Source organism: Exiguobacterium sp. s138 (assembly GCF_018618775.1).
Taxonomy (GTDB): Bacteria; Bacillota; Bacilli; order Exiguobacteriales; family Exiguobacteriaceae; genus Exiguobacterium_A; species Exiguobacterium_A artemiae.
In genome coordinates this window covers 430377-450639 of the sequence record NZ_JACSMW010000002.1, presented here as the reverse complement: position 1 = coordinate 450639, position 20263 = coordinate 430377, and the positions used below count along the sequence as shown (strand labels likewise).

Sequence of the window (20263 nt, the reverse complement as noted above, 5' to 3'; positions counted from 1 at the left end):
CGTTTTATGAAACCATCCGCAGGAAACCGTCGTATAATATAAAAGAAGAGAAAGGAAGTGGCATGTGTGAAGACAGATTCCGAACTGGCTTGTGCCATCCGGCTGACGGAGACTCCGGAAGGATATACAGTAACGTCCCATCCGGACGAACTGGAGTGGATTGGAACAGGCCGCAGCGCCTTTGTATTTCGCATCACCGGAACCGACCGGGTCATCAAAAAGTTTTTCCCGTCGCACCGGCATCTTGCATCCGTTGAAGGATCGATTTACGAACAATTGAACCCTTTTCCGACATTCGCCAAACAGTATGCCTATGGTCCGGATTACCTCATCATTGAATACATCGAAGGACAAACATTGTTCGAATGTTTGATCAGCGGTACGGTCATTACGGACGACGTCATCGAGACCGTTGACCGGGCGCTTACGGAAGCCCGCTCGGTCGGATTGAATCCGTCCGATATCCACCTGCGCAACATTCTGTTGACGCCGACCGGGACGCGGATCATCGATGTTGCCCGGTTCCGGCAGACAGATCCGTGTACGCAGTGGGATGACTTAAAACGGGCGTACCAGTACTTTTATGCAAAATCGTATTTCCCTAAACGGTTCTCGGAAACGTTTTTGAACACGGTCGCCGACGTGTATAAAGGACGATTGTTCGAGTCGATGCGGAAAACCGGCTGATTTAAAATAACCGTCAATCCCTGGGATTGGCGGTTATTATTGTGCATATAAGGTAATATTCTAAGCGAAATGGAGCGATGTTTCCATGAAACGATTCACTAAAATCGGACTGTGGTCCGGTCTGCTGATTCTTCTCCTGCTGATCCTCTTGCCGCCGTTGTCGCCGGTCGTCTTTTCGAATGAGACCGAGAGCGGTGCCATCCGGCATTATCTGTATGAAGCAGGTCATCCGTACCAAAGTTACACCGCCATCCTCGACAAACGAATGGCCGATCCGGAATACGGCCGGATGTATGATGTCGTGTGGTACGACTACGACAGTGAAACCGGGATGACCCCGACGATCTGTTACAGCAAAAAAACAGCACAACAATATAGCGTCAGTTGCGGAACGGGTCCTTGAAGGATCCGTTTTTTTGAACATATTTCTTTTTTTACCTGTTATGACATTTGACGGTTCAGAAGGAGTAGAATCGTTCGTATGGTTATAAAATCATTTTATGCATAATATACGGGAATTGAAATAAAATTAACGGACTCGTTTCGCCCGGCAAAGGCTTGCAAGTAACGTCACGACAACCAGTACCGCCGTTTTTGAAATTCCTCGTTTCATCGTCCAGCCCCCCTTTTTAAAGAATCGCGTTCGCAATCAGCAAGTCAATTTTACGGACATCAACCTTTTTGTTGAGATTGATTTTGATGGTTCCGGCCCGCGTAAACAGTTGGACTTCCGAATTGATGTCAAACATGCCGCCGGCGTTTTCCGTTGAATACATATTGATGGATTTGTAGGGAATCGAATAGACTTCGACCTTCTTGCCCGTCAATCCTTGCGCGTCGCGAATGATCAGCCGGTGTGTCGTAAAAATCGCGACATCGCGGATCGTTTTATAGGCGGACAACGCGTTTTCCCCTTGAATCAATAATCCTGTTACGTCTTGCGGGATGTCACACTCGGAGACAAACGTCCATGCGAGTTGGCTCAGTGGATTACTCATCAAACATCGCCTGCTTTCTGTTTTTGATTGGGTTACCTGTCTAGGATAGCTGATTTTCCTGCCTGTACCAAGTCAGGCGGAACGGTCCGGTTTCACTCGCGAAAATGCAGCCGAAACAAAATCATGCCGGCGAGCAGGACAGCTTGTGTCTCAAAATCCGGGACATCAAACGTCAGCAGGTGCCGTTTCCGGTGACTTGTCGCAATCGTTTTCTTGTCACGTCTCACCTCAATCCGTCGGGATAACCGGGGCGACCGGATCTGATACGTCTCGCCACGGTACGTCATCCTTAGTACTTCAGTGAATTCGACAGCATGCCGGACCGTATTTTCAGTTCGAATGTCACCGACGGTTTCGCCGCTCTCTTCGATTGTCCACTCCGTCTGATTGCTCCACAACCGTTGCCCCGCTTTTTCCTCGAACCGGAGTTCACGTTGCGATAGATTAAAATCGAGATTCAGAAAAAAATTCTCGACTTTCGGAAAAGCGACAAACCAGCGATGCCAGACTTGTTTAAACGTCCGGCGGTAGGAACCGACGACCGTCTCCGCCCGGTAGATCTGTTTGATTCCCGTCGATTGCCGGTCACTGAGTCGCGACGTGTAACCGGCTCCGTTTCCGGCAAACGCTGTATCTTGTTTTTGCTGCCGCCGCTCAATCGAAAAGAGCAACAGGGCAGCCGGGAGAAATGCGAATACACTCCCCCACTCCGTCCAGCGAAATATCTCAAAATACAGTCCCCGCGCCGTCAGGGCAACCACACCGACCGCAAACATGCCGATAAAATAGACCATTTCCGAGCTCCTTTCCTGAGAAAACTTGATCTTCTGTCTTCTGACTTTATACTAATCGAAGTAGATCTGACGCGGTAACTTTTTTTCCTTTCTTCTTCCATCAAAATAATTTTAACATCCATTTTTTAGTTAAAAAAACAGGGATTACAACCGATTTGTCGAATAACATACAGTAGACGTTTTTCATCCCCACCGGTCACATTTTGCAAGGAGGTTGATCCATGTTATTCCTATTGCTAGTTAAAGCGTCAAGCCGTTCAGAAGCCGGTCTTTTTCCCGATCCATCCCTCCAAGAAGCGATGGCCGCCTTTAACCGGGACCTGGTCGAAGCGGGTGTCCGGATTATGGCGAAAGGACTGCATCCGACACGGGAAGCTCTCCGGATTTCGTTTCGCCGTCCCGACGAGGAGCCGGACGTCACATCCGGACCGTTTGAACCTCCGGCGGATCAATTAGCAGGATTCATCTTGATCGAGGTGGCGTCAAAAGAGGAAGCAGTGGCCTGGGCCAGACGTATGCCGGATCCGCAAGGTCACGGCGAAGGACAAATCGAATTACGCCAAGTATTTGAATGAAGGGAAATGAATTCATGCTCAGCTACAAAAACAGTACGAAGGTCATTCAAGACAGTCAGACTGTCACCGCGATTCTCTCGGTCGGGGCAACCGAACAGTTCGGACCGTATCTACCGATGCATCTTGATACATTGATTGCCGAGCACCAGGCCGCTGTCTTCGGTGAACGGTTAAACGCCTATGTCTTACCGACGCTGCCGTTTAACACCTCCGAAGAACATGCCAATCGAATCGGGACCGTCACCGTCAGTCCGACGGCGATCGCGCTGATGCTCGAAGAAATCATCGTCAATCTGCACCGCCAAGGATTTACTCGATTCGTTCTCTGCAACGGACACGGCGGTGCCTACTGGGAGTCGGCGTTCGTCAAACAGATTAACTTTAAATATCCGGAGCTCGTCGTCATCACGACGCACCGCTACCGGGCCTTCGAGGAAGCTTTGAGTGCTGCGGGACTCGCCGGATTAAACGAACGGCACGGCGGTCTGTTGTCCGGAGCTCGTTGACCTGCAACCGATGGGCGGCGACGTTCCGCTGTCCCATTATCCGGTTGCTGATTATGTCTTTTGGGATCAGCTGACAACGGATGGTTGTTGGGGAAGCTTTGAACCCGGTGTCTATTCGCCGGACGAACTCGCAACGATCGGTGAGACGTTTTGGACGACCTTTACGGAAAAACGGGCAAAACACTTAAAAGAAACACTCATGACGGCGGTCCGCCTGCGGAACCTGCCTGGAAGAAACGAGGACTGATGATGAACGAAACGATTCGGACACACGACGACCTGTTGCAGATGCTTGACGCTTTACTCCGGGAACCGACCGCTTTTTGGGACGGCTTTTATGCCGACCGAACGAAACGGATCCCCTTTTTCGTCGACAAACCGGACGAGAACCTGGTCCGCTACGTCGAACAGCTGGAGATCCCGGTGAACCGGGTGCTCGAACTAGGAAGCGGTCCCGGACGAAATGCTTTGTATCTCGCGGAACACGGCAGTCAGGTCGACGCGGTCGATCTCGCGAAAACCTCGGTTGACTGGGCCAATGAACGGGCACGGGAGCGGCAACTCAACGTTTCGTTCCGCCAAGGAAACTTGTTTGAACTGCCGTTCGAACAGGGTTCCTATGATTTTGTCTATGATTCCGGCTGCTTTCATCATATCGCCCCGCACCGCCGACACGACTATATCCGCGTCGTCTCGGATGCCCTCCGGCCGGGCGGCTGTTTTGCTTTGACCTGCTTCGTCGAAGGCGGACAGTACGGCGGATCCGACATGACGGACTGGGATGTCTACCGCGAACGGAGCCTAAACGGCGGTCTCGGCTTCACGGAAGAGAAACTCCGCTCTATTTTCGACACGTTTGAGGTACTTGACATCCGCTTGATGCAGGAGGCCGCTCCGACCGATTCCGTCTTCGGACTGTCCGGCCTGTGGACGGCCCTGTTCCGAAAAAAATGACCAGATAAGCAAAAACCGGTGTCCCCTTCAGCATTTGGAGGAGGTACCGGTTTTGATCTGTTTTGTCACTTCGTTACAGCTTTTAAATCGATTTGAACGAGCTCCCGTAAATCGTCAATGATCACATCTGCCTGTTCCAGTTCTGCTTCGTTCGAAAAATCGAACCGGCAACCGACGGCGGGTAATCCGTTAACCTTGGCCGCGGTAAAGTCGGAAATTCGGTCTCCGACGACAACCGCTTCCGTTAACTGGTGCCCAGACAGGATGTAGGCGACAAGATCACTTTTTTGCGACGAGGCGACGTCTTCAATGCTGTAGACGCCATCGAGCCAGCGATCCAGCCCATACTTTCGGACGATGGCCGTTAAATAGACTTTCCAGCCATTGCTTGCGATATAGAGCGGATGCCCTGTTTCTTTTAAAACCTGAAGTGTCGCTTCCGCTCCGGAATACAAGGCACCTTGCCCTTGTTCGATGTGACGGATCAATGCGTCTTGAAATATCCGGTCAACGAGTGCCCGTTCCTCGTCCGAATGCCCCGGCAGTAAGGTTTGCCAAACTTCCGGTAACGACATCCCCATGATCGTCTGATACTCAGCCAGCGGTGTTTCCCCGGTCCAGCGACCATTCATGCGTAAGAAGTCGAATGCATCTTCTAACGCATAACCAAGAATCCGGTTCGTTTGAAATAACGTGCCGTCCATATCAAAGATATACGCCTGTTTCATATTGTTGTCCTCCTTGACGATTAAGAGACGACTTCTTATCAGTTGTCTCCATTTGGTAACAGATTTCTTCAGACAACTTACTCATTTTGCTGATTTTCGGGTAAAGATAACTAACGGAATTTATCGTGTTGCAGTAGAAAAAAGGAGATGAACCATCATGATGGTGCTCATCGTGGTCGCCTTAGCCGTCATTAGTATTGTTCTGTTTGTCCTCTATAATAACCGTAACAAAATCGTTTAGACGTATCTTGCGAGACTGCGATCACTTCGAATCCCCCATCCTGTTGACGATCTATCTAATTAACGGGATGGGGTTCTTTAGTCACGCTTCATTCAGTAAATCATGGTGCACACGGGCTAGGGCTAGCGGTTGGAACAACAGCTCTTTCGTCCTGATTTGATGTTGCAACATCTCGACTTCCATCCACGCTGCCGCGTACTGGTTCTGCTTGACCAATCCTGTTTCCCGTGCCGTCTCCAACTCATCCGCATCAAGAATCAGGCACTCGCCGGACGGCAACAAAACCAGATCCAAAAATAAATCGTCCCAAAAAATCCCGGTCGTATCCCGTGACAAATATCGATGTACGATTGAACAATCTGTCCGTGTGCATTAAACACCGTCGTGCCGACGTGCTTCTGCCCTGCCGGAAACTGCTGGAACCAGGAATAACCGTCGCCAGCAATCTGAATCTCCTGCTCTGAATAACGAACCAATAACGGATGCTTTACTTCGATAAGATAAAGCCGGGTCACGTATCCCGTAAACGACGTCGTCTCAAGATACCGTTCCCGGTAATGCCGTTTTACGATCCGCTTCCACGATGATCTGGCGGCATATTTACGTTCTGCCATGTTCGACCACCATATATTCCATCATATCACTTGAAAATCAAGACCTCTTGTCTTTTTTGTAAAAAAATCCCTCTTTTTTCTGGACGTTGTTCCTTCGGGAGCGGTAAGATGAACAAGCATATACTTAGTTGAACTGGAGGCGCTGTTATGTCACATACTCCCCGGATCGCCCTCGTCACCGGTGCAAGCCACCCGCGTGATATCGGCACAGCCATTTGCCGGAAGCTCGCAGCCGAAGGGATGACGATTTGTTTTACATATTGGAAGGCGGATCTCGAATGGATCAAGACGTTTCAAGCAGAACTGGCGGTAAACGGTGTACGAAGCGAGGCGCTCGAAATCGACTTGTCGGCGCCGGATGCGGCAGAACGCGTACTTACGCATACGCGCTCGACGATCGGAACGCCGTCGATACTAGTCAACAATGCGGCGCATTCGACACAAACGGATCTCGCTACGCTTGATGTCTCGTCGCTCGATGCCCATTACGCCGTCAATGTCCGGAGTACGCTTTTATTATCGACCTTGTTTGCCCGGGCTTTCGCAGAAGCCGGTTTGCAGGACGGTCGGATCGTCAATTTGACGTCTGGACAGGATCTTGGCGCGATGCCCGAAGAACTGGCCTATGCGGCAACAAAAGGAGCCGTCTCATCGTTCACGACTTCCTTTGCGGCAGCCGTCGCACCACTCGGCATCACGGTCAATGCACTTAATCCCGGACCAACCGACTCGACCTGGATGACGGAAGAAATCCGGACGCATTTAACGCCCCAGTTTCCGTTCGGCCGGATCGGGACACCGGACGATGCCGCACGGACGATTGCATTTCTCGTCAGTGAAGACGCGGCCTGGGTCACCGGACAGGTCATCCATGCCGAAGGTGGCTTTAGCCGGTAAATAAACAGAGTTTCAAAACATAAAGGAGCTGTTCAGTCAGATGGGATATATCTCAGAATTACGCAAAACAATCGGCAGTCGTCCGATCATCAGTGTCGGTGCGACGATTCTCGTAACAAATGACCAGCAGGAAGTCTTGTTCCAACACCGGTCTGATACACTTGACTGGGGACTGCCGGGCGGGTCGATGGAGCTTGGCGAGACACTCGAAGAAGTCGCTATTCGCGAGCTACACGAAGAAACCGGATTACAGACAAACGAACTGGAACTGATCGGCGTCTTTTCCGGTCCCCGCTTTTACTACCAGTATCCGAACGGCGATGAAGTGCACGGCGTCATTCATCTCTATCATGCGAAAAACGTTACGGGGACACTCGTGATGCTGGACGGGGAAAGTCTCGATCTCGCCTATTTCAATCAAGCGACGTTGCCGGAACACATTGAAAGCCGGGCCAACGAATTGATGCAGCAACTTGGTGATTCCTTCTGGACACTCGAAAGTTCGTTTTGATTTTTTCACTCCAAACAACAATGAGATCTACTCTTTGGTCCAGATGATGGACTAAGGGTAGATCTCATTGTTGTTTCATTCCTTCAGCAAGTCATATTCCCGTTCCGAAACCGGCTCCAGCCAGTCCGGTGTCCCGGCCGTGATCGTCAGATGCGAAAACCAGCTGTCTGACGTCGCTCCGTGCCAATGTTTGACGCCGTCGTGTGTGACGACCGTATCGCCGCTTCGTAACAGACGGGCCGGTTTTCCCATCTCCTGATACCACCCTTCCCCATCTGTCACGAGTAGGATTTGATATCCGTTCCGGTGGATATGCCAATGGTTGCGACAGCCCGGTTCGAATGTCACCTGACCGACCGAAATGTCGAGCGTTGGATCATTGACTAACGGTTTCAGGTAACTTTGTCCCGTGAAATACGCCGCAAACGCCTCATTTTTTTCTCCCCGTTGAAAAGGATGTTCTACAGCTGTCTTCGATTTTGTCATCATTCTCCTCCCTCTCCTTCATACCACTGAACGGAAACGGACGCGTTACCGAACGACTTCCGGATGTCCTGAAAATCAATGATTTTTCCAATCCGCATATATGAAGCCACCGGTTTGGCGGATTCATAAAAAATCACCAGACAGTTATTTTGATACAGCAGTACGTCTCCGGCTTCAATCGTCTGAATCGGTTGGGGCTGCGCCGGAAACGACTTGTCGAAATAATGGTATTTTTCATTACGATGTAAATCATCCATTTGAATCGTAAACGGGGCTTCCGCCACTAAAGCTTTTGTTGTCGCATTTTCTTCCAGTTGAATCGAAGCGACCTGACCGTTGACGTTGATGTTCATGGTATCTCTCTCCTCAACCTCTTGTTTTACTTCTGTCGAAATCGGAACCGACGGGCCGCAACCTGAAAGTCCAAACGAAAGAAGAATGATGACAGTTCCGATTCGACGCTTCATATCAGTTCTCCGATTCATCGATATAACGGATGATTCGCGCCGGCGTGCCGGCGACAATCGCCAAGTCCGGTACATCTGTCGTCACGGTCGCGTTTGCTGCGACAATCGCATGTTTACCGACGGTCACGCCTGGCAGAATTGTTGCCCCTGCTCCGATCCAGGCATTTTGTTTCAGGTGAATCGGTTTCACCGACAGCCCTCGCCGTTTCGACGGACTGACCGGATGATTGACGGTCAACAACTTGGCAAACGGACCGATCAGCACATGATCGTCAATTTGAATCGAACCGAGATCCGTCAACATCACCCCTCGGTTGATGAAGATGTTTTTCCCAAGTGAGATATGGCGTCCGAAATCCGTATAGAGCGGAGGTAAAACGACTACACTCTCATCCACCGGCTGACCGATCAGCTCGCCCAGCGTCTCGCGAAACTCGGCCGGAGACAATAGGTGCTGATTCAACCGGTGGAGCAATCGTTCCCCGTCCTGTTGGATGGCATGAATTTGCTCGAATACGGCATCGTGTGACTCGACCAGCCGATTTTCGATTTGATGGTAGATCGATGAATGCTCCATGCGCATCACACTTGTTGTTGCGTCGGACGGATGATTAAGTTGCTGATTGAGACACGGTCCGGCGTATCAATCGCATACAGAACGGCCTCGGCGACATCTTCGCTCGTCAACCCCCACTCTTGTTGCGCTTGACGGAGCGACTCGCCTGTTGCCTGATCTCTGATCGTCGTATACAATTCCGTCTGAACGGCTCCCGGTGAAATGATTGTCGATTTGATATTATTTTCGCGTTGCTCCTGGCGTAATCCTTCCATAATTGCCCGGACGGCAAACTTCGTCCCGCAATAGACGGCGGATTCCGGATAGACGACATGTCCCGCGACCGAATCTGTTGTAATGATATGACCGGACTGTTGCTGTTCCATAATCGGCAAGGTCGCGGCGATTCCGTTTAAGACGCCCATCACATTGATATCGAGCATATTTTTCCAGTCCTCCCGGTGTCCGGCTGCAAGCGGAGCGGTCGGCATGATGCCGGCATTGTTGAAGAGAACATCAATCCGTCCGTAGACGGCTTTTGCTTCCTCGACGACGGCTTCGACTTGATCGAACTCAGTGACGTCCGCCTGTTTGATTTGAATATCCGCCTCAGGATACGCTTTCCGAATGCCTTCTAACCGCTCGAGCCGCCGGGCGGCAAGCATTAATTTGGCTCCACGTGACGCGAGCAGTCGTGCGGTCGCTTCGCCGATTCCGCTTGACGCGCCCATGATGACAATGACTTTATCTAGTGGTGTGTTCATGTGTATTCCTCCTCTTAGTTGTTGCTTGTCTACAAGGTTACGAGTATTCATCCTTCATGTCTAATGCTAATATAAAATCATATACCATAACCAAAACGCATAGGAGGACCCCATGGAAATTCAACAATTAAGATACTTTTTAGCAGTCGTCGAGGAAAAAAACATTACTCGGGCAGCACGGATTCTTCGGATTTCACAGCCTGCTCTGTCCCGTCAAATCCAACGGTTAGAAGACGAATTGGCCAGTCCGTTGTTCGACCGGACTCCGTGGGGCATCATCCTGACGGAAAGCGGGTACTATTTGGCGGAACGGGCGCGTGAACTTGTGACGCTGGCCGATAAAATCGTCACCAATCTCTTGACCGAGGAAACGTTGCGTGGCGAACTTTATATCGGCGGCGGTGAAACGGAAAGTCTATTGCCCGTCATCCGGTCATTCAAACAAATGCAATCACAGCACCCGGACGTCACGATTCGGATTCACAGCGGGAACGGTCAGGATATTCTGGATAAGCTCGATAAAGGAATTCTGGATTTCGGACTGGTCATTGAACCGTTTGACGTCAATGCCTATCATTATCTGAAACTGAATCAGCCTGATCAATGGGGTATCTTGACACAGCGCGATCATCCGCTCAGTCAAAAGGCGACGGTAACGGCAGACGTCTTGCGGGATCTTCCGTTAATCGTTTCGGAACAACTCCAAGGAAACCGGACGTTTGCCGAACGGACCGGTTTTGACTGGGACACGGTCCATATCGTCGGAACCTACAACCTGCTGTTTAATGCTTCGCTCCTCGTCAAGGAAGGAATCGGTCATGCTGTGTGTCTCGACCGCATCATCAACACAAGCGGAAGTGAACTCATTTTCGTTCCGCTTGCGCCGGCGCTCACTGCCAACACCTACTTGATTTGGAAAAAACAAGCAATCCTGTCACGTCCGGCTAAAACACTACTCGAATGGATGAGCCGTCCGCAAGAGGACACAGCCTTTTAACAGACACATCCAAAAAACGGCTTTTCGGACAGAACATACCTCTGTCTGAAAAGCCGTTTTGAATTGCGTTCATGTTTTCTTCCGTTCAACGATCTTGACTTCATACGGTTTAAGTATCAGCTGACCGCCGATTTCCGTTTGTGTTGCAGACTCAAGCAACGGCTCGAACAGTTCGATGGATTGCTCGGCTTCGGAAAAATTCATGATGAATCCGTAATCCGTCTCCTGACCGCGACGTACTTGTACGGATACTTCCATGCTGTGCGATGTCGCGAGCGGCGCCTCGATCCGTAAACGATCCGTCAGCAAGGTATACAGGTCATGCTGGAAGGCGGCTTCCAGTCGTCCGCCGATATACCAGGCTTCGCCTTGTCCCAGCTGATGTTTCGTCACGGCCGGCGTCTGTCGATAGAAGTCGTCCGTATAGCGGCCGACGATTTCCGCGTGCTCAACCTCGATAACCGTCGCATAATCCTGCAGTTCATACTGTTTCCCGTTAAACATCACGTGATTTCGATCGCTTGGGTACAGCGTATCTGTTTCCGCCGGTCTCAGACCAAAGATTGTCTGCAGTTCTTCCGGCCATCCGGCATACGCCAAATCATGTTCATCGACCAGACCCGTCATGTACGTCGCAACTACCGTACCGCCCTGTTCGGCGAATTGTTGCAACCGCCGCAGCGTCGTCCGACTGACCAAATACAGCATCGGCACGATCAACAGTTTGTAAGCATCAAATGGCTGTTCTTTCGTGATGACATCGACCGGAATATCCTGTTCGTAAAAGAAACGATAATGTTCCTGCAGCGTTTGCGGATACTGTTTCGTGTCGTTTGCGAACCCTTGCGTATCATTTAATGCCCAGTTATTTTCCCAGTCGTAAAGAATCCCGACCTCTGCGGGACGCGTCGTACCGACGACGGCGTCGAGTTGCTCAAGCGTCTGTCCGACGTGGGCGACTTCTTGAAAGACCCGATTCTCTTCAGACCGGTCATGGTCGACGACCGCCCCGTGAAACTTTTCTGACGAGCCGCGGGATTTCCGCCACTGGAAGTACAGCACGCTGTCGGAACCGTGGGCAATCATTTGCAACGAGGACAACAGGTGCATTCCCGGACGTTTCGCTTTGTTGACGGGATGCCAGTTGACAGCACTCGGCGTCGATTCCATCAGGAGGAACGGTTGCTGCTTCAAACTCCGGAACAAGTCATTGATGAATCCGACCTTCATCGCTAAATTAGCTGTTGTTTCCCAGTCATTGTGCCAGGTCGGATAAGCATCCCAACTGACGACATCGACATTCTTCGCGAATCGACTGTAGTCAAGGGCCTGGAACGGGATCAGGTCTTCGGTATCCGCCATGAAATTGGTCGTAATCGGAAGTGCCGGCGTCAATTCGCGTAAGGGGACACTTTCCTGCTCAAAAAAGGAAATCGTTTGATCCGTCACAAAGCGTTTCCAGTCGAGATTCAGACCATGGACCATGCTTTCGCCGATCGGTGACGGCGACTCGATTTGCGACCAATCGTCAAACGTATGACTCCAAAAGGCACTCCACCAGGAGGCATTCAGTGCATCGAGCGTCTCATACTTCACTTTCAGCCAATCACGAAAGGCTGCCTGACAGAGCGGACAATGGCACTCGCCGCCGTACTCGTTTGAAACATGCCACATCAACAGCGCCGGATGATTCCCGTACCGCTCGGCCAATAAACGATTAATCCGTTGTGTTTTTTCACGGTAGACCGGTGATGTCAGACAGTGGTTATGACGCCCGCCGTGAAGCTGTCTGACACGGCGCTCGTCGACACGCAACACTTCCGGATATGTTTGCGATAACCAGGCCGGACGTGCCCCGCTTGGTGTCGCCAGGATGACCTGTCCGCCATTCGCATGAATATCGTCAATGATCCGGTCGAGCCACTCGAACGTGAACTGATTTTCGGTCGGTTCGAGCGCACTCCAGGCAAAGATACCGATGGAATACGTATTCGTATGCGCAAGACGCATTAACCGTAAATCTTCCTGTAAGACGTCCGGTACGTCGAGCCATTGATCCGGATTGTAGTCCCCGCCGTGCAACAGATGTCTCGCTTTTGTCGTATAAATCGTTTGCCCCATTTTTTAAGCCTCTCCCTTAATCCTTTATTTCGTTTCTCTTTCTCTCTTACCCTTTTGTTCCCCCGGCAGTTAGCCCGGACACAAAATGTTTTTGCAGCAGGACAAACAGAACCGCGACCGGGATGCTGATCAAAATCGCTCCGGCCGCAAACGTCGTATAGCTTGCGCCCATCGCTTCATTGACGAGGTTAAACAGACCAATCGGCAACGTATACGCTTCCTGCGTCCGTAAAATCGTCGAAGCGAGCACGAAATCCCCGAGTGGTCCCGTAAATCCATTCATCGCGACCACGGCAAGCATCGGCCGACAGAGCGGTAAAATAATTTGGATGAAAATCCGTGTATGACCCGCTCCGTCGAGTTTGGCACTTTCATCGAGATCAACCGGAATTGAATCCATATATCCTTTCATCAAGTAGGTGTTCATGGGAATCTGACCGCCGATATACAACAGAATCAGCAGCCAGTGACTGTTCATCATGCCAAGCATCTGGGCCAGAACGAACAGGGCAATCAAGGCGGAAAACTGCGGAATCATCTGTAACAGCAAAAACAACGTTAAGGCCTGCTGACGTCCTTTAAAACGGAAGCGCGAAAAGGCATAGGCCGTAAAGGAAACGCTGACGATCGTCCCGAGCATCGTAAAGAGACTGATTTTTAACGAATTCATATACCAGTGACTGTATTGCAAACTTTCTTTTCCGGCAAACAATTCCCGGTAATGATCCAGTGTCGGATTTTTCGGGATGATTGATGTGCTGACTAAACTGTTGCCCGGATTAAAACTCGCCCCAATCGTCCACAGGAGCGGATAGATGATACAAGTCGCAACGAACAGCAGAATCAAATAGGTCAGCGTCAGGCGAACCGTCCGCGTTTTGTTCCGTGTCACCATCTTGATCACGCTCCTTCCTTAAATGCATTTGTTCGTCTGAACTGCCATAAGGCAATCCCGATGACAAAAATCGACAGTAAGATTGTCAACGCGGCCGCTAACGCATATTGACCGGACTGCATCGTCAATTTATAAATCCAGGAGACGAGGATGTCCGTTCCGCCGGCATTTGAACCCGGCACGGACGGTCCGCCGCCGTTAAAGAGATAAATGATATTAAAGTTATTGAAGTTAAAGGTGAACTGGGTGATGATGATCGGCGACATCGCAATCAGCACCATCGGCATCGTGATGTGCCGGAACTTTGCAAACATCGAGGCACCGTCAATCGTTGCCGCTTCATATAAATCTTCCGGAATCGATTGCAACACACCCGTCGTCACTAAAAAGACATACGGGAATCCAAGCCATCCCTGCATGAAGACGAGCGCGACCCGTGTCCATTTTTCATCGGTCAGCCACGGAACCGGATCGATTCCGAAAAGAGACAGCAGATCCATGTTGACGGCCCCAAAACTGTCATTAAAGAGACCGGCAAAAACAAGAATCGTCACAAATCCCGGAACCGCCCACGGCAGGACAAAAATCGTCCGAATGACCCGTTTGAACCGGACCTCTTTTTGGTTGACGAGGACTGCCATCATGATACCGAGCGACACTTGTAACGTCGAGGCGACCAAGGTCCAGATTACAGTCCAAGACAAGACATCAAAGAACGTCGATCGCCAAATATCAACTGTGAAAATTTGAGCAAAGGTAGAAAATCCGACCCAATCCGCCAGTTTCGCAGGCGGGGAATGATATAAATCATAATTTGTGAATGCCAAGGCGAAGCTGAATAAGATCGGAAAAATTACGGCAAAAATCAACAGAAACAGGGACGGACCACTGACCAGATAGGGATATCCCTGATTGATCAAATTCCGATAATCCGATAACAGCGAATCCGGCCGCATCCCTTGATCCCGCTTTTGTCCATTGCGGTAGGCATCGCGTAAATTAAACACATAGACTCCTGTCCCAAACAACAAGACGATGATGGCAATGATGCCTTGCGCCAACAGAAAAATCGAGTTGTCGCGCGGGACTTCCGTTCCTAGCGTCACGATTCCCCATAATCCCATATTGAGCAAGTCGGCGAACGTAATCCAAAAAGCAATGCTGACTATAAGCAGGAGTCCGCCTTTCATCCATTGCCGGTGATACAATTGGCCAAGTCCTGGAATGATCGATAACATCAATCCAATTTTCCGGTGTTGCACGTCCTTCACCTCTTTACTAGAATCTCTGACTGTCTGGTCGTATCATATGAAGCGTTCTTACTTCGCTCCGTGTTTCGCTTCGATTTGCCCGTCGATCGTTTTGACGGCCTGCTTCATCGCGGCTGCCGGTTCAGCTTTTCCGGTCGCAATCGTTTGAAGGGCGGCATCGACCGGCTTCCAGACTTCATTCATTTCAGGGATGTTCGGTGTCAACTCGGAAAATTTCGATTGTTCGGCGACTGCCTGTGCGGCTGGACTTTTTGTGACGGCAGGATCTTCTGCCAACGCACTGACGGCCGGGACTTCTTTTGTGATTTCAAAACGCTTTTTCGAGTTTTCCGCATTCGTCAGGTAAAGCGCTAGCTTGTTCGCCATTTCCGACTGTTTGGAGTAAGCGCTGACATTATAACTTTTGACACCGATGAAGGAACTCATGTTTTTTCCGTTTTCCAGTTCCGGCAGTTTCGTAATGCCGAAATCAATGCCTGCTTTCGTAAAGGGTTCGACATTCCAGGGACCGGAGATGATGGCGGCTGCCTTCCCTTCCGTAAACAAGGATTCCAAAACGTTGATGCCCTGCTCCCCGATGATACCTGCCGGGAATAATTTTTCCTGATAGAACTTTTGAATATAGGACGCACCTTCGATGGCTCCGGTATTCGCAAGGCCGACTTCTTTTGTCTGGTATTTTCCTTGATTATCTTGTTTGAAAATATAACCGCCATATCCACTTAAGACACTTTGGGCATAATAGATTTGATCAAATAAAGCGAGGAATCCGAACGATTGCCCGGTTGTCGTTTTTTTCGATAAGGCGTACCACTCTTCCAGTGTTTTCGGTAGCTTGTCTTCTGAGACCAGTTTTTTGTTGTAGTATAAAACCGTCGTTTCCACCGCTTTCGGGACACCGTAGAGTTTTCCGTTCACTTTTTGCGAATCAAGGGCGACATCGGTATAAATCGACTGGACCTCTTCCGGGACATTCATCTCTTTGATGATTCCTTCCGTTACCGCTGTGCCAATCTGATCCCCCGGCATCGTCAACAAATCAGGACCTGTGCCAGCCGGACCATCTAATCGTAAATCCTCGATTTGCTTAGCGTACGGTTTTTCGATGACCTGTACGTCGACATCGTTGTCCTGTTCGAATTTTGAAACGATGTCTTTGATTCCTTCGCCTTTTTCAATGTCTTCCCAGACGATTAGCTTCGCTTCTTTATTTGATGATTGTTCCTTGTTTCCCTGCGCTTCTTCCCCGGGACCACACGCCGCGAGCGAGGCTGTCAATGCCAGACTACTCAGGACAGTCATATATGTAATGGTTTTTTTCATCTTCTTTTTCCTCCTGTGGATCATATTATGAAAAGATTAAAACACTTTTTGAAAGCGCTTTAATAATCAAAATATAGCACCACAAGAAAACTTTGTAAATAAATTTAGTAAAAAATTTTACTAAATTTATTTACAAAGTACTTTTACGAGTGATTAATTCTGCACCGATATAGACCGTTTTGACGATATTTCGTTTCTGTAATACACGTTCCAGTAAAAGTTGAATCGCATTTTGACAAATCTCTTCGAGGTCAATATGGAACGTCGTCAGCGGCGGCGACACGTATTTCGAAATACTTGTATCATTGACACTGATCAGACTGACCCGTTTCGGAATCTCGATCTGTTGCTCGTTCAAGACTTGCAAACAACCGACTGCAATCGGATCCGCCGCTACATAAAACGCTGTCGGCAACTCTTCCCCGAGTTGTTCGACCGCCTGATTCATTAAGTAATACCCATTGTCGACCGAAAATCCCCGCCGGCAAAAGATGAAGTCTTCCCGTAACAAGTCACGTTCCTCCATCGTTTGCCGAAACGCCCGCTCCCGTCCATCCATCTCTTCCGCATCCGTATCAAGATTATGGTACGTGCCGCCGATAAACCCAATCTTTTCATGACCTTGCTCCACTAGCACTTCAACTGCCTGACGGGTGATTTGTGCAAGATCCGGACGAACCGAATCGTAATGTGCGGGATCAGGTGTCGAGTCGATGAATACGCCATGTGGTGTCAATTCTCTCAAATACTCCAACTCACGGTTCATGAATGAACCGACAGCAATGAATCCATCAATATCCAGCGGGATTTTTTCAATCCCGCCTTCGAGTTTGTAGGTCGTCAATTCGATGTTATTTTCCCGTGCTTTTTTTTCGATTTCCACCCGCATCGTTTGAAAATAGACGTCTTCGAGCTCTTCGTTATCGGTCAGCCAATATAAAAACGCGATGTTCTTCACGAGTGTTTTTAATGTTTTTTTCCGGTATCCGATTTCTTCCGCCACTTCAAAAATCCGGGATCTTGTCTCGTCACCCACTGATAACGTCGGGTCGTTATTCAATACGCGGGATACCGTCGAAATCGAACAGCCCACTTCTTTTGCAATATCTTTGATCGTCGCCATCATACATCCGCCTCTTTTTTGAATTATTTTAAGTAAAACAATTTAGTAAATTTTAATTTTTTTAATTTTAACATATGGTAAAATGAGAGGAAATAATTTTACTCATTGAATGGTTAATAGTTGTATTTGTATTATACCGTTAAAAAGCGTTTTATTTCATACGAAAAGAGGAGGAAAGAAATTGCAGGTCCGGATGAATCTACAACAAGACCGGTCGACACGATATTGTGTGAAAAATGATCGGGGAATGGAAGTCGAGATTTCAAGCAAAGGAGGAAGCATTGAACGTTTGATCGTGCCTGACCGGAATGGGCATCCGGAAGATATTATGTTTGACTGTTCTTTGGTAACGGTTCCTACGATTCCTCGCGGTTTATCCGGCCGGTTGTATGATACGTCATCCGGTTCCGTTCACGAAATCGATCTGTCATTACATCAGCTTTCATTCACAGCTGAACCGTTTTCGACAACACAAGAATCCGGACTTCGTCTGTCGGCGGAAATCGCTGTCAATGGACAGGTGATCGCAATCGACATGCTTTATGTGCTGACTAACAACAATCAATTGATTCTCCGTTATGCAGCGACGACCAACCAGCCTCTTCGCCTCTCTTTGGCGCTTCCGATTTTCTTTAACCTAAGCGGTAATTTAAAAGCTAGTATTACACAACATGATTTAAAGTTTGCCAGTTCTTGTTTCATCCACCCCGTACCGGCGTTGTCGATGAATCCGTGCTTGCAACAGACGAAAGGGACCCCCTTTGATTTTCGGTTAGGGCGTCGTCTGCACCATTTCTTTTTAGACAAGATGATTTCAAGGCCTCCTGCCGATACCTATTTTTTATTTCATGAACAACCGGTCATCTCTGTTCATGAAGCCGTAAGCGGGCGCTGGATGACAATCGAAACTTCCCAATCCGGCTTTGTGTTGTCTGCAGCAGCGCATCATACCGACACGTCCTTCTCCGGTATTTGTTTTGATTCAACCGATTTCCTTCTGTCATCTCTCATCAACGGTCCAATTCCCTACTTTCACGAGACGACTTATTCGTTTAGCACGACGTATTGATTTCACAGCAAGAGGAGGACAGCAGACTGTGCATCTGTCATCCTCCTCCGTTTGATTTGTTTTACGGGTCCACCCGCAAACCTAGTTGATTTTCCGGATGACCCGGGTTCCGGCAAATTCATCCTCCGGCAGGATCGATCCGTCTCGCAGATATACTTTCCGATTTTTCCAGGCTTTAACCGGAGCAATCGTTTCCCGGTACACAATCCGTTTCGCAATCTGTTTTACGGCAAGCGGTTGTCCGTTCTCGCTGACGACTTGAATCCGAAACAGGCGTTGTCCGACGGTTTGCCCGCTCCCCGTCGACAACTGGACCGTCTCGATGAAACAGTTAACGGCCGGTTCCGTAATCAGGGCATGTACCGCCTTGTTCTTAATACGCTTTAACACGGTTTGTTCCAGCACACCGGAAACGATTCCCTGGACCAGTACGTCGACGACGCCCGCTTTGATTCGGCGTTTTAATAAGTCATCCATCTTCCCTTCCTCCTTTTTTCACTTTAATTGGCAGATCTGTTTATACATCCTTTCGTGCCGCAACTAAAAAAAACCTTCTTTGAGACGGATGACTCCGATCAAAAAAGGTTCATGCGTCACGTATACAACAGGACGATACTGCCCAAACCGAACAGACAGCCCGTATACAGAACAGCTGCTATTCGTTTACTGGATCCCGGAATATCCCGACGGACGAACAGCCGTCCGTACTTCACGGTTAAAACAAGGCCGATGACAAGTGCTGCAAGCGCGAGGCTCGGCATGTCAAGCAAAGTCAAATACAGATTCAGCATATCTCTCCATCCTTTCCGGTTAACGTTTTTATATGTAGGTTCCCTGTCAGCCCAGCCACGCGGTACTCCCAGAGGCAACAAACAAGCCCTCTCTTATCCCGTTTAATCGTGGATTTGATCACTCTTTGCTCGTTGATGGTTTAGCTTTCATGCTCTGAGCGTTCACCTTTGTTCGTTGTTCCTTGAGCTGTGAACATTGAACTTTCACTTCCGGTTCTCAGTGGAACCGATGTGAGGTGCCGAAGCACGGATTGTTTTGTTATCGCACAAAACAGGCGTGTTTGGTCGCAGGAATATCAGACTAACAGGGAATCGTCATTACGCAAAAATTTTCGTTACGGTATTGCTTTCCGACAATGTAAAGTCCACTTCCGTTTCAAAGGTATCAATCGTCTCATCCAGCTCAGCGATGACCTGGCGCAAGTTCGACGGATCAATCAACTTCGGCTCCAGGCGCTCGATGAACAGTCGACGTGATTTTTCCATCTCGTCCGCATTCCCTTTTTCCCGGGAACCGTACGTTGCCTCGATGTGGCTGTCTGCCCGCCGTAAGATATCTTGCCGCTCTGTCTCGATGGTCTGTTCGACTTGCAGGAGTTGCTCCCGTAATGTTTGTAACAGTTGTCGTTCATAGACAAGCCCGGCATCCCGCCGGTCAATCGCCTCCGCAACGGTCATCTCACGGCCGTTAATCCGGACGACCGTTACAGCATTTGACGCCGTGATGGCAGACTTGATCCGGTTCCGCCGCTCGATCAAATCGCGAATCGACTGCAGGTTGGCTTTCGCTTCTTCCGCAAACGTCACGACGGAAGGATATCCCGCCGGCGCCTGACTGCCGTTCTGCACACCGATAAACGCTTTCGCCTGTGCTTTTTGAATCCGTTTATCCAAA

Annotated in this window: 27 protein-coding genes; 10 read left to right on the top strand and 17 right to left on the bottom strand. The window is 49.5% G+C overall.

Translation table 11 applies throughout. From position 1 onward, the window contains the following. Nucleotides 1–66 precede the first annotated feature (66 nt). Together KNP91_RS06165 and KNP91_RS06160 are read left to right on the top strand one after the other, a co-directional pair. Nucleotides 67–687, top strand: a complete 621-nt coding sequence (locus KNP91_RS06165) for a protein kinase family protein (RefSeq protein WP_214849163.1) — start codon at nt 67–69, stop codon at nt 685–687. Nucleotides 688–772: 85 nt separating this feature from the next. Continuing rightward, nucleotides 773–1090: a hypothetical protein gene (locus KNP91_RS06160; RefSeq protein WP_214849160.1), complete on the top strand. Its 318-nt coding sequence runs from the start codon at nt 773–775 to the stop codon at nt 1088–1090. Between the two features lie 226 nt (nt 1091–1316). On the opposite strand, the gene KNP91_RS06155 is transcribed toward KNP91_RS06160, so the two are convergent. Together KNP91_RS06155 and KNP91_RS06150 are read right to left on the bottom strand one after the other, a co-directional pair. After that, the gene (locus KNP91_RS06155) at nt 1317–1685 is read right to left on the bottom strand and encodes a PH domain-containing protein (protein WP_214849157.1); all 369 of its coding nucleotides are present in this window, start codon (nt 1683–1685) and stop codon (nt 1317–1319) included. Nucleotides 1686–1777: 92 nt separating this feature from the next. Continuing rightward, the gene (locus KNP91_RS06150; protein WP_214849153.1) at nt 1778–2479 is read right to left on the bottom strand and encodes a tubby C-terminal domain-like protein; all 702 of its coding nucleotides are present in this window, start codon (nt 2477–2479) and stop codon (nt 1778–1780) included. A 221-nt stretch (nt 2480–2700) separates the two neighbouring features. On the opposite strand from KNP91_RS06150, the gene KNP91_RS06145 reads away from it, so the two are divergent. The 4 genes from KNP91_RS06145 to KNP91_RS06135 are packed head-to-tail and all read left to right on the top strand — an operon-like array spanning nt 2701 to nt 4514. After that, entirely contained in the window at nt 2701–3054 is a 354-nt protein-coding gene (locus KNP91_RS06145; protein WP_214849151.1) for a YciI family protein, read from the top strand. Nucleotides 3055–3068: 14 nt separating this feature from the next. Then, the gene (locus tag KNP91_RS06140; protein ID WP_251135911.1) at nt 3069–3560 is read left to right on the top strand and encodes a creatininase family protein; all 492 of its coding nucleotides are present in this window, start codon (nt 3069–3071) and stop codon (nt 3558–3560) included. A gap of 10 nt (nt 3561–3570) precedes the next feature. Then, nucleotides 3571–3807, top strand: coding sequence for a hypothetical protein (locus KNP91_RS15690; RefSeq protein ID WP_251135910.1), 237 nt, complete (start codon nt 3571–3573; stop codon nt 3805–3807). 2 nt (nt 3808–3809) lie between these two features. Then, nucleotides 3810–4514, top strand: a complete 705-nt coding sequence (locus KNP91_RS06135) for a class I SAM-dependent methyltransferase (protein WP_214849149.1) — start codon at nt 3810–3812, stop codon at nt 4512–4514. 65 nt (nt 4515–4579) lie between these two features. Here the strand turns inward: KNP91_RS06135 and KNP91_RS06130 are convergent, their stop codons facing one another. From KNP91_RS06130 to KNP91_RS06125, 3 genes are all read right to left on the bottom strand, one after another. Continuing rightward, nucleotides 4580–5242, bottom strand: coding sequence for an HAD hydrolase-like protein (locus KNP91_RS06130; protein WP_214849147.1), 663 nt, complete (start codon nt 5240–5242; stop codon nt 4580–4582). Nucleotides 5243–5564: 322 nt separating this feature from the next. Further along, the gene (locus KNP91_RS15685) at nt 5565–5777 is read right to left on the bottom strand and encodes a DUF402 domain-containing protein (RefSeq protein WP_251135909.1); all 213 of its coding nucleotides are present in this window, start codon (nt 5775–5777) and stop codon (nt 5565–5567) included. Continuing rightward, nucleotides 5741–6097 (bottom strand): hypothetical protein, encoded by a 357-nt coding sequence (locus KNP91_RS06125; protein ID WP_251135908.1) that lies wholly within the window; start codon nt 6095–6097, stop codon nt 5741–5743. The genes KNP91_RS15685 and KNP91_RS06125 overlap by 37 nt, the downstream gene beginning before the upstream one ends. A 147-nt stretch (nt 6098–6244) precedes the next feature. On the opposite strand from KNP91_RS06125, the gene KNP91_RS06120 reads away from it, so the two are divergent. After that, nucleotides 6245–6994 (top strand): SDR family oxidoreductase, encoded by a 750-nt coding sequence (locus KNP91_RS06120; RefSeq protein ID WP_214849145.1) that lies wholly within the window; start codon nt 6245–6247, stop codon nt 6992–6994. 40 nt (nt 6995–7034) lie between these two features. Continuing rightward, nucleotides 7035–7505 (top strand): NUDIX hydrolase, encoded by a 471-nt coding sequence (locus KNP91_RS06115; protein WP_214849143.1) that lies wholly within the window; start codon nt 7035–7037, stop codon nt 7503–7505. 75 nt (nt 7506–7580) lie between these two features. Here KNP91_RS06115 and KNP91_RS06110 read toward each other — a convergent pair whose 3' ends face one another. The 4 genes from KNP91_RS06110 to KNP91_RS06095 all read right to left on the bottom strand — a co-directional run bounded on the left by KNP91_RS06110 (nt 7581) and on the right by KNP91_RS06095 (nt 9778). Further along, nucleotides 7581–7991 (bottom strand): cupin domain-containing protein, encoded by a 411-nt coding sequence (locus KNP91_RS06110; RefSeq protein ID WP_214849141.1) that lies wholly within the window; start codon nt 7989–7991, stop codon nt 7581–7583. Further along, nucleotides 7991–8344: a cyclophilin-like fold protein gene (locus KNP91_RS06105; protein WP_251135907.1), complete on the bottom strand. Its 354-nt coding sequence runs from the start codon at nt 8342–8344 to the stop codon at nt 7991–7993. The genes KNP91_RS06110 and KNP91_RS06105 overlap by 1 nt, the downstream gene beginning before the upstream one ends. A 115-nt stretch (nt 8345–8459) precedes the next feature. Next, complete coding sequence (locus KNP91_RS06100; RefSeq protein ID WP_449403433.1) at nt 8460–9044, bottom strand: DapH/DapD/GlmU-related protein; 585 nt, start codon at nt 9042–9044, stop codon at nt 8460–8462. Next, on the bottom strand, nt 9041–9778 hold the full coding sequence (locus KNP91_RS06095; RefSeq protein ID WP_214849134.1) for an SDR family oxidoreductase: 738 nt from the start codon (nt 9776–9778) through the stop codon (nt 9041–9043). Before KNP91_RS06095 ends, KNP91_RS06100 begins: the two co-directional genes overlap by 4 nt. Before the next feature lie 112 nt (nt 9779–9890). On the opposite strand from KNP91_RS06095, the gene KNP91_RS06090 reads away from it, so the two are divergent. Beyond that, nucleotides 9891–10775, top strand: coding sequence for a LysR family transcriptional regulator (locus tag KNP91_RS06090; RefSeq protein WP_214849132.1), 885 nt, complete (start codon nt 9891–9893; stop codon nt 10773–10775). A gap of 69 nt (nt 10776–10844) precedes the next feature. Here the strand turns inward: KNP91_RS06090 and KNP91_RS06085 are convergent, their stop codons facing one another. The 5 genes from KNP91_RS06085 to KNP91_RS06065 all read right to left on the bottom strand — a co-directional run bounded on the left by KNP91_RS06085 (nt 10845) and on the right by KNP91_RS06065 (nt 17508). Beyond that, nucleotides 10845–12896: a beta-galactosidase gene (locus tag KNP91_RS06085; protein WP_214849130.1), complete on the bottom strand. Its 2052-nt coding sequence runs from the start codon at nt 12894–12896 to the stop codon at nt 10845–10847. 46 nt (nt 12897–12942) lie between these two features. After that, nucleotides 12943–13791, bottom strand: coding sequence for a galactooligosaccharide ABC transporter permease GanQ (gene ganQ, locus KNP91_RS06080; protein WP_012370531.1), 849 nt, complete (start codon nt 13789–13791; stop codon nt 12943–12945). A gap of 5 nt (nt 13792–13796) precedes the next feature. Continuing rightward, nucleotides 13797–15053: a carbohydrate ABC transporter permease gene (gene ganP, locus KNP91_RS06075; RefSeq protein WP_214849128.1), complete on the bottom strand. Its 1257-nt coding sequence runs from the start codon at nt 15051–15053 to the stop codon at nt 13797–13799. A 57-nt stretch (nt 15054–15110) separates the two neighbouring features. Then, nucleotides 15111–16385 carry a galactooligosaccharide ABC transporter substrate-binding protein GanS gene (gene ganS / locus KNP91_RS06070; protein ID WP_214849126.1) on the bottom strand — a complete coding sequence of 425 codons (1275 nt, stop codon included), beginning with the start codon at nt 16383–16385 and terminating at the stop codon, nt 15111–15113. A gap of 130 nt (nt 16386–16515) precedes the next feature. Next, the gene (locus KNP91_RS06065) at nt 16516–17508 is read right to left on the bottom strand and encodes a LacI family DNA-binding transcriptional regulator (RefSeq protein ID WP_214849416.1); all 993 of its coding nucleotides are present in this window, start codon (nt 17506–17508) and stop codon (nt 16516–16518) included. 181 nt (nt 17509–17689) lie between these two features. On the opposite strand from KNP91_RS06065, the gene KNP91_RS06060 reads away from it, so the two are divergent. Beyond that, nucleotides 17690–18577: an aldose epimerase family protein gene (locus KNP91_RS06060; RefSeq protein WP_214849124.1), complete on the top strand. Its 888-nt coding sequence runs from the start codon at nt 17690–17692 to the stop codon at nt 18575–18577. 81 nt (nt 18578–18658) lie between these two features. Here the strand turns inward: KNP91_RS06060 and KNP91_RS06055 are convergent, their stop codons facing one another. From KNP91_RS06055 to KNP91_RS06045, 3 genes are all read right to left on the bottom strand, one after another. Beyond that, nucleotides 18659–19054: an RDD family protein gene (locus KNP91_RS06055; protein ID WP_214849122.1), complete on the bottom strand. Its 396-nt coding sequence runs from the start codon at nt 19052–19054 to the stop codon at nt 18659–18661. A 116-nt stretch (nt 19055–19170) separates the two neighbouring features. Next, entirely contained in the window at nt 19171–19368 is a 198-nt protein-coding gene (locus KNP91_RS06050) for a hypothetical protein (protein WP_214849120.1), read from the bottom strand. A gap of 318 nt (nt 19369–19686) precedes the next feature. After that, entirely contained in the window at nt 19687–20262 is a 576-nt protein-coding gene (locus KNP91_RS06045) for a hypothetical protein (RefSeq protein WP_251135906.1), read from the bottom strand. Between the last annotated feature and the right edge of the window lies 1 nt (nt 20263).